Raw genomic sequence first — 16,532 nt, forward strand, 5'->3', positions numbered from 1 at the left:
ACTTCACTCTCCTATATACTAACAAATAATAGTTCAGTCCCAAGTAGAATAATAAGCTATTTGTCCAGTCTAGCAGCAATATTTTTAGCCATCTTCTTATTATTTTTCATATGTTAAATTTATGACTGAACAGGAAGCGAGAGATCTTTGTCCAACTTAATTCTTCTTGCCTTTTACGTTAACGTCAATGCTAAACTAAAGGTAATATATACTTATTTTCCTCAGCAGGAGGGCCGTTTATGAAAACAACCAGGGAAGTGGCACAATTGTTTCAGGTATCTTCTCGGACGTTGCGTTATTATGAGGAGCTTGGTCTTCTGAAGCCGGCCAGGTCAGAGGTGAATCAGCGTCTTTTTTCAAAAGCTGATTGCACCAGGCTGAAGCTGATTCTTCGTGGAAAGCGCTTCGGTTTTACTCTTGAAGAAATCAAGGAGATGGTCCTGCTTTTTGATAAAGACCGGACGGGAAAGAAACAGCTTGAACGGACGATAAAGTTCGGGACGGAGAAAATCGAGGAGGTAGAGGGTAAAATCAAAGAGCTGCAGGAAATGAAGGAAGAGATGGAAATTTTGCTTCTTGAATTTACTGAAAAGTTAGATAAATAGGAGGGGGAAGGCTGAATGAATAGTTCTGAGCTGCTGGCAAGAAATTCCCGTAAATATCCCGAGGCAGAAGCTGTTATTGGAATGGGGAAAAGATACTCTTATCGTAAACTGGATTCCTTAGTGAATCAGTTTGGGCACGCGCTTTTGAAAAGAGGGATTGACAAGGGAGACAAAGTGGTTTTGTTTATGCCGAATGTGCCGGAATTTGTAATCGCTTACTTTGCGATTCAGCGAATCGGGGCTATTGTTGTACCCATCAATGCAAAATTAGCTCAGCCAGAAGTGGAGTACATATTGGACCATTCAGATGCCCGGGCATTGATTGTACATCATCTTTTATTTGAATCAGTAAAAGGCATACATGTGCCGCTGCTGATGATCAAGACAGGCGAGCCGGAGTCTGTTTGGGAGAGCTTTGAAAATATTCTTCAAGAGGGAGATGCTGCACCGATTGAATGTACATTAACTGAGGATGATGAATCGACGATTCTATATACCTCTGGCACAACCGGAAGGCCAAAGGGTGTTTTATTTCACTATCGCAGTATTTTGACTGTTGCGCAGATGATTTGTGTGGAAATGGAAATGAAACCGGAAAGCCGCCTCTTGTTAATGATGCCTCTAAGCCATTCTGCACCTCTGCATTTATTCTTGATGGCCGGTATAGTGACCGGCTCATCTCTAGTATTGACCCCAACTTTTACTCCTGAGCTGTTACTGAATTCCGTTGAACAGGAAAAAACGACTCACTTCTTCGGTGCTCCTGTAGCCTATTTATTAACAGCAAATGATCCACAGATCAAACAGACTGATTTGTCTTCTATGAAATGGTGGGTGTACGGGGGCGCCCCGTTGTCGTCTGGTGAAGTGAAGTTTGTCCAGGAGTCTTTTCAGACGGACAATTTGGTCTGTGTATATGGTTTAACAGAGGCAGGGCCCAGCGGAACACTTTTGCCTGGGAAAGAACATGAGGGCAAAGCAGGCAGTATTGGGCGGCGTGCAGCTCTGCATACAGAAATTAAAATTGTGAACGACCGCGGCGAAGCTGTGCAGCCTGGTGAGGTCGGTGAGATCTTGCTTCGAGGCGAGGGCAATATGGCTCGTTATCATAAGGATGAAGAGGCCACAAAAAAGGCGTTCAGCGGTGATTGGCTGTTAACGGGCGATCTTGCGAAGGTGGATGATGAGGGATATATCTGGGTGGTAGACCGGAAAAAAGATCTGATCATTTCTGGCGGTGTAAATATTTATCCGAAGGAAATTGAGGAAGTTCTCCTTTCTTATCCTTCCATTCAAGAGGCGGCCGTTGTAGGTGTACCGCACAAGGAATGGGGAGAAACGGTAAAGGCCTATTTTTCGGCTAAGGAAGAAGTAGATATGGAAGAACTGAAAGCATTCTTAACTGAAAACCTGGCATCTTTTAAGATTCCCCGGCTGTATGAGCAGGTGGATATGCTGCCTCGCAATGCCTCGGGAAAAATTTTGAAGCAGCCGCTTCGGGATAGAGGGGATAAATAATGAATCTTCAAAAGGAAAGAAGTGAGCTAAAGGAACGGAATTTCTATGCTTGTGATGAAACACTGCAGCTGCTGATTAGGGATCATCTAGATGATGAGCTTTTTCAATATGCAGATAAGGTTCTTAGTGAATTTGGAAAAAAGTCTGCCGGAGAAATCGATGAAAGGGCCCGCCATACAGACCGAGAAGGACAGCCGCGGCTGGTAAAATACAATAAAATGGGCGACGATATTTCGGAGGTATGGGTAAATGAAGGATACCGGAAAACAGTAGCGGAAACGTATGAAACCGGGATTGTCGGCTATGTTCACAAAGAAATACCGGAACTCGGACGCAAAGGGAATTATACCTACAGCTTTGCGCTTGGCTATGTTCTCTCTCAATCTGAGCCTGGCTTTTATTGTCCAGTCACATTAACTATGGCAACAGCGTATTTACTGGATCATTATGCAGATGACGCAGTGAAAGAAAAGTTCCTTAAGCACGTCTGCGCAACCGGGGATGTTTCCTTATTTGAAGGGGCGACCTTCCTGACGGAAAGACAGGGAGGGTCAGATGTTGGAGCAAATGTTGTCAAGGCGGTTGAAGAAGGAGGACACTTCCGGCTGTACGGGGAAAAATATTTTGCTTCGAATGCGGGCATGTGCGGTGTGGCAATGGTACTTGCACGTATTGAAGGAGCGCCGGTGGGATCAAGGGGTCTGACTCTGTTTGCCGTCCCTTGGCGGAATGATGATGGTTCTTTAAACGGAATCAGCATCCGCCGCCTGAAAGATAAGCTTGGTGTCCGGGCCGTCCCTTCTGGAGAAGTAGAATTTGACGGAGCCAGGGCTTATGTTGTTGGAGATCCTAAAAGAGGGTTTTACTATATGATGGAGGCCTTGAATCTCTCTCGTATTTGCAATGCAGCAGCATCGGTTGGAATTATGCAGCGGGCTCTTTTGGAGGCGAAGGAATATGCCAGCAATAGAAAGGCTTTCGGTAAGAGTTTGGCTGAATTTCCGATGGTTCAGGATGCGCTTGGAAAACTGACCGCGAAACATGCTGTGGAGCTCGCTGCTATTTTTGATATGATTAAGCTTTATCAACAGGTGACAGACGGAAATGCTTCAGTCAGAGAAACCGTATTAAATCGCCTGTTCATCGCCATTTTGAAAAAAGAAACCGCGGAACAGTCCATCCATTTTTCCCATGAAGCCATAGAGATGCATGGAGGCAACGGTTTTATTGAAGACTTTGTCACACCGAGGCTGCTCCGTGACGCCCAGGTGCTCACCGTCTGGGAAGGAACCGCCAATATTTTGGGGCTGGAGGTGATCCGGCTTGTGAATAAATTCCAGGCTCATACCCTGTTTATCGATGAAATGAGCAGCCGTCTTGAGAAGCTGCCAGATGGTTATATGAAAGATATAGTAGAAAAAAAGCTGGCAGACCTTTCTGGGAAACTTGATCTATTCGCGAGGCTTGACAGCGATATGCAGACCTATGAAGCTAAAACTATTGCGAAAGAAATGGCACATTTATATGAAAGTATCATCTCCCTGCAGATGGCAGAGAAGTTTGGTGATAAATATAGTAAACTCGCAGAAATTTTTATTGAAATGACCTGGAATTTGCGGAATATCGGAGACGAAATGAAAACGGTGCGTTATTTTAGTGATGTAGTGATTTAATTCCTCTATTATCAATCATGCGGCTTATTTGACAGCCCAGGAAATTGGCCGAGAAACATTAGGGAAAATCTCCTATCGTGCACTTACGGTTTATTAACACCAACCTCTAATTTCAATGATGCACGCAAAGTGATCATTCAAGCTGCTGTCGACCTGTATGGAGCAGAAAGTGCGGAGGCTAAAGCAACAGCTTCTGGGTTCGATCAGGCAGGGATTTTATAATAAGGTGTTATTTGAGAACTCGCATAAGAGAAGAATATTTTCTTTTCTTTACGAGCTGGTTTTGCATTGAAATGGCAGATTTCAGGCGGCATCCATCTATAATCTTAAGCCAAAATTAAAAAGCAGAACCGCCCAGAACATAGATTCAAGGCGGTTTTTTTAAGATGTCAAAATTAGGTTCGATCGGGCAGGTTAAAAAGGCTTAATTTAATTACTTCTTTAAAGCGGACTTATCACTTAATTGCCTTGCTCACTTTCAACTTCTTTCCCTTAATCGGTGTATGCTCCATTGCCTGGAGAACTAACGAGCCCTTACCGTTCAGAATATCTACATAGGACAGAGTATCTTGTATGGTTATTATTCCGATATCGTCAGCTGTTACTCCGGGGATGTTTGCGATTGTTCCGACAAAATCGACTGCTCGGAGCTTTTTCTTTTTTCCGCCGCTGAAGTGAAGCTTCATGATGTCCTGGTTGATTCGGGCTGTTTTATTATTTTTCACCACACGGCGGCCGCTGATCTTTTCTTCGAACGCCGGTTTTCCGGCAGCCACTTCATGGGGCTTTGGAGCGTCCATAGCAGGGATTTCAAAGCCAATGTATCTTTCAATGGCTCTCACGAACTTTCCTTCATAAGGTGTAGCGAACATAATTGCTTTTCCTGTATTTCCGGCACGTCCGGTTCTTCCGGTCCGGTGAACATAGCTTTCTTTTTCCATTGGAACGTCATAGTTGATGACTAGTGTGACGTTTTCAACATCAATTCCTCTGGCAGCAACGTCTGTTGCTATAAGATATCGGAAATTCCCTCTTTTGAAACCTTCCATTACAGCAAACCGATCTTCTTGTTCTAATCCTCCATGAAGTCTTTCACAGGAATAATGGGATTCTTCCAAATCGCTAAACACCGTATCCACATGTTCTTTCGTTCTGCAGAAAATGATGCAGCTATCCGGGTTTTCTATGACCGTCACATCTTTCAGCAGTGAAAGCTTTTCTTCCTCCTTCACTTCGATCACACGATGTTCAATAGTATCCGTCGTGATTCCTGAAGCTTCAATTTCAATATGAATGGGATTCTGCATATAGTCATGGCAGAGATTTTCAACATCTTCAGGCAGAGTAGCCGAGAATACCATTGTCACCCGGCTAGCCGGCAGCTCTTTAATAATGGACTCTACTGTGTCAATAAAGCCCATATTAAGCATTTCATCTGCTTCATCGATAATAAGGTACTTTATTTTGTCTAAAGCGAGCGTACCTCTTTCAATATGGTCCATCACACGTCCGGGTGTACCGACAACTGCATGCGTTTTTTGCTTTAATTCTTCTTTTTGTTTAGCAAAAGGTTCTTTTCCATAAACGGCCATCGCTTTAATTCGTTTAAATCTACCTATATTCGTTAAATCTTCACGTACTTGAACCGCAAGTTCTCGGGTTGGGGTGAGAATCAGCGCCTGAGGTAATTTTTCTTCCCAGTCGATTCTATCGCAAAGCGGGATTCCAAAGGCAGCCGTCTTGCCGCTTCCTGTTTGAGATTTGACAACAAGATCATTATTTTTCAAGGCTGCAGGCAGAACTTTACTTTGTACCTCAGTTGGTGTTTGATATCTTAAAACAGACAGAGCTCTTTTAATTTCATCGCTTAAACGGTAATCCTCAAAACTTTTTTCACTCATGTATTAGACCTCGTTTTTTAGTATTATCCGACTTATATATAGGATTCTCTAAGGGAAATATCATATGCATAATCTGAATAGGCTTCATTATACTTGATATGCTAGATAAATCGGCTCTTAATTTGATAAATAATAAAAAAAAATTAAATTAGCTGGTATCGCAATAAAAAAAAATGGGTAATTCCTATATAGAACCAGGTCATAAGAGCAGGGGATTCTTTTAGAAAATTTTTAAAAAAGGGTGTGAAAACAAGCTGTATATGACATTTGTCATACCCTGCATATGACACTAGCTACTTACACGATGATTTTTATTCCTCTATACTCGGTATATCAACACAAAAGGAAGTGAATTCCACTAATGACTACAGAAAATACTAAAACATTGAAAAAACAAGTTGCTCCTTTTGAAAAATCAACAACGAAGGAAAGTGTCTGGCAGATTATTAATACGATCGGGCCATTTGTTATCTTATGGTACCTTGCTTATATAAGCCTGTCCGTTTCCTTTTGGTTATCATTAGTTCCCGCTGTGATTGCAGCAGGATTTTTGACACGAATTTTCATTATTTTTCACGATTGTACACATCATTCTTTCTTTAAAAACCGTAAAGCCAACAGAGCCGTTGGGACTGCTATGGGTGTTCTGACTTTGTTCCCGTTTGATCAATGGGGGCATGAACATTCCGTTCATCATGCTACAAGCGGTAATCTAGATAAAAGGGGTACAGGAGATATCTGGACGCTGACGGTAGATGAGTATTTGGCAGCACCGCTTAAGCTTCGTATAGCTTATCGGATTTATCGGAACCCTATAGTTATGCTTGGCTTAGGTCCTATATGGGTTTTCCTTATAAAAAATAGATTTAACCGAAAAGGCGCCAGAAAAAAAGAACGCATGAACACATATTTGACGAATGTTCTAATCCTTCTATTAGCAGGATTGCTCAGCTGGGCCGTTGGATGGCAGGAGTTCCTTCTAGTACAAGGTTCGATATTCTGGATATCCGGTGCAGCAGGCATCTGGCTGTTTTATGTACAGCATACCTTTGAGGATTCTTATTTTGAAGAAGATAAAGAGTGGGAGTATGTAAAAGCAGCAGTAGAAGGAAGTTCGTTTTACAAGCTGCCAAAACTTCTGCAATTTCTTACGGGGAATATCGGCTTCCACCATGTTCACCATTTAAGTCCAAGGGTGCCTAACTATAAACTGGAAGAGGCACATGAAAAAACGGAGCCATTAAAGAACGTACCTACCATTACTCTCGCTACAAGCTTAAAGTCAATACGTTTCCGCCTATGGGACGAGCAGCACAAAAATTTTGTCAGCTTTAAAGAGATTAAACATTTAACAAAAAACCGTGCTTCTGTACAGGCAAAACCTGAACTATAACATCACCATTCATGGCGGCCTCCCCTTAATAAACCTTTGTTAAGGGGAGGCGTGCTTTATAGCACTGCCCGAAAAGGAGCTATGTAAATGATTCGAATTGTACTTGCTGAGGATCAGGAAATGCTGTTAGGGGCAATTGGATCTTTGCTTAACTTAGAAGATGATATGGAAGTAGTAGGGCAGGCAGGCAATGGAGAAGAGGCACTCACACTTATTCACCGCTTACAGCCGGACATTTGTATCATGGATATAGAGATGCCCGAAAAGAGCGGGCTCGAGGCAGCAGAAACGTTAAAGCCTTTTGGCTGTAAAATAATCATTTTAACAACATTCGCAAGGAGAGGCTACTTTCAACGTGCTCTTGAAGCTGGTGTGAGAGGATATTTATTGAAGGACAGCCCGAGCGAGGAATTAGTCTGCTCAATTCGAGGCATTATGGCAGGTGAGCGGATATACTCTCCGGAACTCATGGATGAAGCTGCTGAAAGCGAACGGGATATCCATCAAGAGCTTAAAACCGATGATTCTGACTCGAAAGAGCAAAGTAACTCCATTGGAACGGTCCGGCATTACTTTTCAACCATAATTGAAAAAATAAAGATGCCAGCAGGATAGAAGGCAATCGTTTGCAAGGAAATCCTCATTTTATGGAACATGCTTGATGAGAAGATATATAATATTTATTTGAACTCTTTTTCAATAGTGGGAAAGAGTTTTTTGTTTTGTTCCTGTATTACGGGTTGAACCTCTAAGGATACATACTCATGTTCAGAAGACTCTATCCGTAGAGTTTGTTATTATAGGGTTAAAAAGAAGCTTGAAAGGAATGGAATAATGTCGGTTATTAGACGCAATGATCCTTGTTCGTGTGGGAGCGGAAAAAAATATAAGAAATGCTGCGGGAAGGATAATATCATGTCGCTTGCACTTCTTATTGAAGATGAGCTGAATGAGATGATAGCAGATATTATGAGCTATGCTATGGCTTACTACCAAAGAGAAATGGAAAGTTCATTAGAAGAGTACTATCAGTCATTTGATATTCCTGATGAAGCCCGGGACATGTTCCACTTTTTTGCCGTCATATGGTTTATTTTTTGTGTAGAGATCAATGGGACAACTATAATGGCTGAGTATGCAGATAAGCACGAAAGGAATTACCGTCCAAGAATAAAGGATATACTCCAGAAATGGAAGTCTGGAAGGCCATCTATTACAGTCATAAAGCAACAGGTCGGGGATCTTTTGGTTACTGTGGAGGATCTATTCACAAAAGAAGAATATAAGATGAAAGTGAAGGATAAAGGTATACAAGTTGACATTGGCGGCCTAGTATTAGGAGTTATTTTACCCGCCGGAGACAACTCCATCTGCTTTTCAACATTTCTTGACACTCCAGCTGTGCACTCACAGAATTTGAAGAATTCTGTATTCCGTATCTATGAGGCTAGCGGGACAGAAGATCCTAAAGAATTCATGGCTGAATCATTTTTAAAGGTGCTCCATCTATGTATGTTTGGAGAAGCTGAGGAGCTGGTATGGAGTTCGGAAAAACATAAGGAAGTAGCAGAAAACTTTAAGGAATTCATGATGGATGAAGGACAGGATGAGGCATTTCTTCGTGTCGGTGTGTGTTTGTGGAGTGATTTTTGCTCGCGAAAAAACCCCGTAATCAAAAAATCTGAAATATATGAAGCTGCTTTAATTTATCTAGTTGATAAATTAGTTCCTTTCGGCGGTTATTATACACAAAGGACCTCGCAGAACGATACGGTGTTTCCGCTGCTAGTATATCTACGAGATTTAAGGATATGGAGCATGTTTTATCTGATGAGATTGATGAACTGCTGGAGATACGTGAAAGAACAGAGTTAGATCTTTACCGGGACAACTTTCAAGATAATATGGAAAACAATCTGCCGATACCACAAGCTGATCTTGAGCGGGAGCTCCTTCAGCTTCAGCGTGGGATAAGTGAGCAGAACTTTGAATCGATGGATCAGATTCAGGAGTATCTAAACAGCAAAATTAATAATCCTAAATGTACAAAAAACAAATTATCTACAAAAGAAAAAGCACAGGATCTCTTATTTGATGCATATGAGGCGACAGGAAAAAGGAGGCTGCAGCTGGCAGAAGAGGCATTAAAATTAAATCCCAATAGTCCTGATGCCTACATTATTCTGGCAGAAGCTGAAAAGAATCCTGAGGAAAGGCTCAGCTTATATAAAGCCGGTCTTGAGGCAGGGGAGAAAGAGCTTGGTAAGTCATTTATCAGGGATAATAAGGGATATTTTTGGGGGCTTACTGAAACCCGTCCATATATGAGGGTTAAATATACTTATGCAGCGCTATTGCAAACACTGGGCAGACTTCAAGAAGCTGTAGCCCAGTATGAAGAGCTTCTCGAACTAAACCCGGGTGACAACCAAGGTGTAAGGTATGGATTGTTTACAGCGTATGTAGAAGCCGGTCATATTCAAGAAGCGGAGGCTTTATTGAAGAAATATAATGAAGAATCAAACGCACATGGAGCATTTAATAACTTGCTCATTGAATATGTAAAAAATGGACTAACTCAAAAAACCAAAAGATTAATAAAAAGGGCGAAAGCGTTGAATCCATTTGTCATAGATTATTTAACAGGCAAAAAGAAACTCCCGAATGAAGAAGTCAATTCCTATATCCTGGGAAGCGAATCAGAGGCAGCTGTGTATGCAGTTGAGCATATTCATTTATGGGAGCGGCATGTGGAATTGGTAGAATGGCTTGCGGCCGGATCCAGCTAAATAGAAAAAATCCTTTCGCATTTGAAGTGTGGAAGGGTTTTTTACCAGAACATCTAAAAATAATTGCTTGAAGCTTGAAATGATGATAGAATTTTTTTAATATATTTGAGATTATGGATTGTTACTGTTAAATCAGGCAAAACCTAAAGCTAATGTACCCTTATTAGTTTTAGGTTTTATTTATTTTCTTACAATTTTCGGGATAAAGGTGATACATGTGAAAATCGCAAAAGTATTTAATAATAATGTGATCAGTGTCCTGGACAATCAAAATAAGGAATTAGTTGTAATGGGCAGAGGCCTGGCGTTTCAAAAGAAGGCTGGCGACATGGTGGATGAATCCAAGGTCGAGAAGATTTTTAAATTAGACAGTAAGGATGTTTCGGAAAAATTTAAAACCTTATTATATGAAGTTCCAATGGAATATATGGAGATTTGCGAGGAAATTATCAATCTTGCGAAAGTAAGACTAGGTAAAAACCTGAATGAAAGTATTTATGTATCATTAACAGACCATATTAATTTTGCAATTGAGAGGCATAAAAAAGGGATTACCATCTCTAATGCATTGCTTTGGGAAATTAAAAGAATATACAGAGAGGAGCTTGCTGTTGGTTTAGAAGCGCTGAACCTGATCCAGAACAAACTGGGGATTTCTCTTCCCGAGGATGAGGCAGGTTTTATCGCCATGCATGTGGTCAATGCCGAGTTGAACGAAGAGATGCCTAATGTAGTAAATATTACGAAATTAACTCAGGATATACTAAATATAGTAAAGTATCATTTTAAAATAGAGATCGATGAAGAATCTTTGAATTATTACCGGTTCTTAACTCATCTTAAATTCTTCGCACAGCGTCTTTTCAGTGAGACCAACTTAGACAGCCAGGATGATTTTCTCTACGAAATGGTGAAAGAAAAGCATATAGCTGCCTTTGCCTGTGTCATGAAGATTAAGGAGTATATTGAAAAAACACATAAACATACATTGACTAAAGAAGAGATGGGTTATTTAACGATTCATATTGCCAGGGTTGTGAACAGAAATTAATTAAAGAACAAAAAGAAAGCGTTGACATAAAATGAAAGCGCATGCTAAAATTTAATTATAAATTAATTAATTTACTAGGATTGTTACTGGTTAAGCAGGCAAAACCTAAACCATAAGGTACTTAGGTATCTCATGGTTTGGGTTTTTTTTATACCCTTGAACCTGTCAATCCTAAATTTCTCCATAGTGTATTGGCCGTACAATATGGATCGTACAAAGTTCATACACCGTTTATCAGGATTGTTACTGGCAAGGGCAGGCAAAACCTGAACAGCTGACTGGCACTATTTTATCTGTGCCCAGGAGCTGTTCAGGTTATTTTTTTACCAAAAGGGAGGGTCCTGGGATGGACTACAAGAAAATGGCTATCAGTATTGTTGAATTAGTCGGCGGAGAAGAAAACATCCACCATGTTATTCACTGTATGACTAGACTTAGATTTAATCTGGCTGACCAGAGCAAAGTGGACCGCAAACAGCTGGAGAAGGTGCCAGGTGTCATGGGTACGAATATCAGCGGTGCGCAATTCCAAATTATTATCGGCAATGATGTTCCTAAAGTATATAACGCTATTTTAGAAAACACTTCTATTAAACTGGAAGGAAGCAGTAAACAGTCAGGAAAAAAGACCAATGTTTTAAGCGGAATTTTTGATGTCATTTCAGGTGTATTTACACCAATCCTGCCAGCCATCGCCGGTGCCGGGATGATTAAAGGGCTGCTGGCAATTGCTCTTACATTTGGCTGGCTTTCGGATAAGAGTCAAGTCTATATCATTCTAAATGCTATCGGAGATGGAGCGTTTTACTTCCTCCCAATTCTATTGGCGGTTAGTGCAGCCAGAAAGTTCGGCAGCAATATATATGTAGCGGCAGCTATCGGTGCAGCTCTCCTGCATCCAACTATAACGGCTTTGTTAAGCTCCGGTGAGAAGGTTGCCTTTCTCGGAATTCCCGTAACTGCTGTTACGTATTCATCTACCGTTATCCCAATTCTATTGGCGGTCTGGATTGCTTCTTATGTAGAAAAGTGGATTGACAAAGTGATCCCGAGCATGTTCAAGCTCATTGTTGTTCCAACATTAACAATGCTTGTGATTGTACCTGTTACATTAATTGCAGTGGGACCGCTTGGTTCAATTATAGGAAACTGGCTTTCTATGGGAGTTGGCGCACTGTTTGCTAACACAGGCCTTTTTGCAGGCCTGATATTAGGCGGCACATGGTCACTCATCATCATGACGGGTATGCATTATGCATTCATTCCAATATCGATGAACAACATTGCCACAAAAGGATATGACTTCCTTCTGCCTTCCATGTTTATGGCAAATATGGGCCAGGCGGGTGCAGCTTTCGCAGTAGCACTGAAATCTAAAAATAAATCCTTTAAATCCCTGGCGATGACTACAAGTCTTACAGCTCTTATGGGGATAACTGAACCAGCTATGTATGGTGTAAATATGCGCTTGAAAAAGCCTTTTATCGGTGCACTGGCTGGCGGAGCTGTGGGAGGAGCTTACTATAGTGCCGTCGGAGTAAAATACTTTATTCTAGGCGGAAATGTCGGACTTCCAGGTATCGCATCCTTTATCGGTTCAACGTTTGTACTTGCTGTGCTAGGGTTCCCAATTGCTTTCGCGGCTGGTGCTATCTCAGCATTTATTCTTGGGTTTGAAGATTTGGAAAGTGAAGAAGAAGGCAAAGCGCCAGCTACTGAAAAAGCTGAAACTAATGGACGCAAGGTAATCGTTGCAGCTGAAGAGCTGTACAGCCCAATTAAAGGTGAAGTTGTCTCACTTAGTGAAGTAAACGATCCTACTTTCTCCACAGGAATTATGGGACAGGGTATTGCTATTAAGCCAGAAGAAGGGAAGGTAGTATCGCCTGTAGCAGGTAAAGTAACAACCATCTTTAAAACAAAGCATGCGATTGGTATTACAAGTGAAAATGGGGCAGAAATCCTGATACATGTAGGTCTAAACACGGTTAAGCTTAATGGAGAGTACTTTACTGCACATGTAAGTGATGGAGATTTTGTAGAAGCGGGCAAAACGCTTGTAACATTTGACATGGAGGCTATTAAAGCAGAAGGCTATGACCTTATCACTCCTGTGATCATAACAAATACCGACCGCTATCAATCTATTTCGCCGGTAAAAGAAGGGAAAATAAATACAAAAGAAAAATTTATGGCTTTATTAGTGTAAGAGTGGCATATCCAGGGGAAATTGCCCCCTGGGTTACTTAAATAATTATAAACGGGAGGACATACAATGACACAGACTTATATGAGATTTCCAGAAGGATTTTTATGGGGTGGAGCTACAGCTGCTAATCAGATGGAAGGCGGTTTTCATGAGGGCAGCAAGGGGTTAAATATTGCAGATGTTCTTCCAGGTGGAAAAAAGAGACTGACCATTCTGCAGGAACCTGGATTTAACTTTGAAATCGACAAAGACAAATACAGCTACCCGAATCATGAAGGCATCGATTTCTACAACCGTTACAAAGAGGACATTGCTCTTTTCGCTGAAATGGGCTTCAAGGTTTTCCGCATGTCCATTGCGTGGACAAGAATTTTTCCAAATGGTGATGAGCAGGAACCGAACGAATTCGGCCTGGCTTTCTACGATAGAGTCTTTGATGAGCTGCATAACCATGGGATCGAACCGGTTGTTACCATCTCTCATTACGAAATGCCGGTAAATCTTGTGAAGGAATATGGCGGCTGGAGAAGCCGGGAAGTTGTTACGTTCTTTGAAAGATACGTAAATGCCATCTTTAATCGTTATAAAAATAAGGTGAAATACTGGATGACATTTAATGAAATTAACAGCGGATTGATAATGCCGATCATGGGACTTGGCTTCTCCATCCAAAAAGAAGAAGATAAGTACCAGCCAACATTCCAGGCATTCCATCATCAATTCGTGGCAAGCAGCATTGCGGTGAAAGCCTGCCATGAGATTATCCCAAATGCCCAAATCGGCTGTATGATCATATATGCACCGGTGTATTCCTACGACAGCAATCCTGAGAATGTGATGTATGCCCTACAGGAAGAGCGGCTGTTCAATCATTTCTGCGCTGACGTACAGGTCCGTGGAGAATATCCAGCCTTTATTAAACGATACTTTAAGGAGCACAACATTAAGCTTGATATCCAGGAAGGCGACCTGGAACTAATTAAAGAACACACCGTTGATTATATTGGCTTCAGCTATTACATGTCACGGACCGAGAAAAAAGAAAAAACTGAACTTGAAAAGTCCCAGGGAAATATCATGTCCGGCGTTAAAAATCCTTTCCTCGAAGCAAGTGACTGGGGCTGGGAAATCGATCCGATTGGTCTTAGAATCTCATTGAACAAACTGTATGACCGCTATCAGGTACCTTTATTCGTAGTTGAAAACGGCCTTGGAGCGTACGATAAAGTCGAAGAAGATGGCTCCATCAATGATGACTACCGAATTGACTACCTGCGCGAGCACATCAAAGCCATGCGCGAAGCCATTGAAGACGGGGTTGAACTAATGGGCTACACAAGCTGGGGCTGCATTGACCTTGTAAGTGCATCAACTGGCGAATTCTCTAAACGCTATGGATTTATCTATGTGGACAAGTATGATGACGGCAGCGGAACATTAGAACGTAAAAGGAAAAAATCCTTCTTCTGGTATAAAGATGTCATTTCAACAAATGGTGAAAATCTATAATCATTCAAAAACGCCGGTTTAAGCCGGCGTTTTTTTAGGTGCAATTTCAGTTATCTGAGAAAAGCCCTTGTAACCAAGTCTAATCTTTAAATCAGCAACTGAACTTAAAAGCTGCTAACAGATTGGAATTTTTGCTCTCAAACCTATTGAGCTAGCTCGTACGCGAGGTCCGCTAGCCCTTTAGATTATTTCTCTGATGCTGTTGAAGGGTTTATCGGAATATTATTAATTTCAGCTTTCAATACATCTCGGAAGACATTGGCAGCAACCCCATTAAAATTATTGTATAGATCGGATAAGTCATCGTTAAAAAATTGGATGACTCTTTTTGAAAAAACGGGGAATAATCCGATTGTACCTGGAGTAATAGATCGTGATACAGCCATTTTAAAATAGCGGTTTGTATTTAAGGCTTGGTCAAATAATTCCTCAAGCTGGCGCGGAGTAAAATTCTTTTTTAGTGGCTTTACTGTTTTCCCGCGAACGATCACCACTGTATTTACTACGATGTTCCCAAAGTGTTTTCGATTTTCTAGAATAGCAGCCAATGCTCTGGCTTTACTGCTGCCTTGTACAATAACCGGGATAAGATATTCACCATTTGGAAGCTCTTTTATTTCTTTTACATTAACAAGCGGATCTTTACCTATTGAATTCTTGACTTCATTAAAATAAGTGAACTGAGGAGGACTTAATCGAAGGGAATTTGACTGATTCATTGCATTCCTTCTCTCTTTTATTTTTTATATCCTATGAGAGAAGCTCATAATATGACACTGAAAAATAGTAATAGTTTTAGAGAATTGTATGTGCTGGGAAGTCAGCGCCTGGTTTCGTGATAGATTGTAAGGAAGAAATAGCTATTTGTTAACGAAACCCGGATAGACACAAATAGCGAGAGCGAGGATAAATATTCTTGCTGTACGATTAGGTATAATAAGAAGATAGAAACTTTAAGATAGAGAAAGAGACAGGAGTTAACATGAAAGAATATTATTACGATAAGCTGCTCAACATCAAGACGGCAGGAGACCAGCAGGGATTTCATAAATCTTTGCATTATCATCGGTACGAACCAACACCGTATAGCGCGCTAGAAGTATTATTTAGTCATTACGAGTTGAATAGCCATGACCGGGTTGTTGATTTTGGATGCGGGAAAGGCAGGTTAAACTTTTATATTCATCACTTATTCAATTCTTCTGCTATTGGGATAGAAATGGATGAGGGTTTCTATGAGGATGCTGTAAAAAATCGGAATACTTATTTCAAAGGCAATATGATTCGTAATAACATTCAATTTCGCTGCTGCCTGGCGGAGGACTACAGCATTGACCCATCGGATAACCGCTTTTATTTTTTTAATCCATTTTCCGGGAAGGTGTTTATAAAAGTAGTCAATCATATTCTCCAGTCTGTGGAGGAATTTAATCGGCAAGTTGAGCTGATATTGTACTATCCACCGCTTGATTATATATACTATCTAGAAAACGATACGGATTTTCAACTCATTAAAGAAATTGAATTGCCCGAGTATGCACGCAATATGAATGAGAGATTTTTAATCTATCGATTAGGATAAAAGTGGATTTTCAAGAATAAAGCATTTGGAAAAAGGCATCTTTATGTTAAAAGATGCTTTTTTCGACTGCATTGTTTGCCTCATCCACACGGGGCTTAGAATTCATATACGGGCAGTGCAGACAAAATCCCAATAAAAAGCTGGAAACCCCTGTGAATTTCTGAATTCCCCGTAACATTCAATATAGCTCTCGTAAACTTCAATTCTCCCCATAGCATATGCCTTTTTAATATGTCGAGCATCCGGAGAAATCCTAACGATAATGATTGACACCAAACTCCTTAATATGTTATTTAAATATT

Annotated in this window: 13 protein-coding genes and 1 pseudogene; 12 read left to right on the top strand and 2 right to left on the bottom strand. The window is 40.9% G+C overall.

Features of this window, described 5'->3' with window-relative positions; translation table 11 throughout:
• Positions 1–239 precede the first annotated feature (239 nt).
• From JOC77_RS10440 to JOC77_RS10455, 4 genes and pseudogenes are all read left to right on the top strand, one after another.
• Entirely contained in the window at positions 240–605 is a 366-nt protein-coding gene (locus JOC77_RS10440) for a MerR family transcriptional regulator (protein WP_204542843.1), read from the top strand.
• A 15-nt stretch (positions 606–620) separates the two neighbouring features.
• Positions 621–2,123 (top strand): class I adenylate-forming enzyme family protein, encoded by a 1,503-nt coding sequence (locus JOC77_RS10445; RefSeq protein WP_204542845.1) that lies wholly within the window; start codon positions 621–623, stop codon positions 2,121–2,123.
• The gene (locus tag JOC77_RS10450; protein ID WP_204542847.1) at positions 2,123–3,796 is read left to right on the top strand and encodes an acyl-CoA dehydrogenase family protein; all 1,674 of its coding nucleotides are present in this window, start codon (positions 2,123–2,125) and stop codon (positions 3,794–3,796) included. Before JOC77_RS10445 ends, JOC77_RS10450 begins: the two co-directional genes overlap by 1 nt.
• Before the next feature lie 28 nt (positions 3,797–3,824).
• Positions 3,825–4,018 (top strand): annotated as a pseudogene (locus tag JOC77_RS10455) (M4 family metallopeptidase).
• Between the two features lie 233 nt (positions 4,019–4,251).
• Here JOC77_RS10455 and JOC77_RS10460 read toward each other — a convergent pair.
• Entirely contained in the window at positions 4,252–5,697 is a 1,446-nt protein-coding gene (locus tag JOC77_RS10460; RefSeq protein ID WP_204542849.1) for a DEAD/DEAH box helicase, read from the bottom strand.
• A 361-nt stretch (positions 5,698–6,058) separates the two neighbouring features.
• Between JOC77_RS10460 and desA the strand changes: the two genes are divergently transcribed.
• From desA to JOC77_RS10495, 7 genes are all read left to right on the top strand, one after another.
• The gene (desA, locus tag JOC77_RS10465) at positions 6,059–7,090 is read left to right on the top strand and encodes a Delta(5) desaturase DesA (protein WP_204542851.1); all 1,032 of its coding nucleotides are present in this window, start codon (positions 6,059–6,061) and stop codon (positions 7,088–7,090) included.
• 87 nt (positions 7,091–7,177) lie between these two features.
• Positions 7,178–7,705, top strand: coding sequence for a response regulator (locus JOC77_RS10470; protein WP_204542853.1), 528 nt, complete (start codon positions 7,178–7,180; stop codon positions 7,703–7,705).
• A 219-nt stretch (positions 7,706–7,924) separates the two neighbouring features.
• Positions 7,925–8,965, top strand: coding sequence for an SEC-C metal-binding domain-containing protein (locus JOC77_RS10475; RefSeq protein ID WP_204542855.1), 1,041 nt, complete (start codon positions 7,925–7,927; stop codon positions 8,963–8,965).
• Positions 8,902–9,879, top strand: a complete 978-nt coding sequence (locus JOC77_RS10480) for a tetratricopeptide repeat protein (protein ID WP_204542857.1) — start codon at positions 8,902–8,904, stop codon at positions 9,877–9,879. Before JOC77_RS10475 ends, JOC77_RS10480 begins: the two co-directional genes overlap by 64 nt.
• A gap of 217 nt (positions 9,880–10,096) precedes the next feature.
• Positions 10,097–10,930: a BglG family transcription antiterminator LicT gene (licT, locus tag JOC77_RS10485; protein ID WP_204542865.1), complete on the top strand. Its 834-nt coding sequence runs from the start codon at positions 10,097–10,099 to the stop codon at positions 10,928–10,930.
• Between the two features lie 346 nt (positions 10,931–11,276).
• The gene (locus JOC77_RS10490; RefSeq protein ID WP_204542867.1) at positions 11,277–13,139 is read left to right on the top strand and encodes a beta-glucoside-specific PTS transporter subunit IIABC; all 1,863 of its coding nucleotides are present in this window, start codon (positions 11,277–11,279) and stop codon (positions 13,137–13,139) included.
• 66 nt (positions 13,140–13,205) lie between these two features.
• Complete coding sequence (locus tag JOC77_RS10495; protein WP_204542869.1) at positions 13,206–14,648, top strand: glycoside hydrolase family 1 protein; 1,443 nt, start codon at positions 13,206–13,208, stop codon at positions 14,646–14,648.
• 185 nt (positions 14,649–14,833) lie between these two features.
• Here the strand turns inward: JOC77_RS10495 and JOC77_RS10500 are convergent, their stop codons facing one another.
• A complete protein-coding gene (locus JOC77_RS10500; protein ID WP_204542871.1) occupies positions 14,834–15,367 on the bottom strand; it encodes a hypothetical protein in 534 nt (177 codons plus the stop codon).
• Positions 15,368–15,630: 263 nt separating this feature from the next.
• On the opposite strand from JOC77_RS10500, the gene JOC77_RS10505 reads away from it, so the two are divergent.
• Positions 15,631–16,230: a class I SAM-dependent methyltransferase gene (locus JOC77_RS10505; protein ID WP_204542873.1), complete on the top strand. Its 600-nt coding sequence runs from the start codon at positions 15,631–15,633 to the stop codon at positions 16,228–16,230.
• Positions 16,231–16,532 lie beyond the last annotated feature (302 nt).

The organism is Peribacillus deserti (assembly GCF_016909175.1).
Taxonomy (GTDB): Bacteria; Bacillota; Bacilli; order Bacillales; family DSM-1321; genus Paraperibacillus; species Paraperibacillus deserti.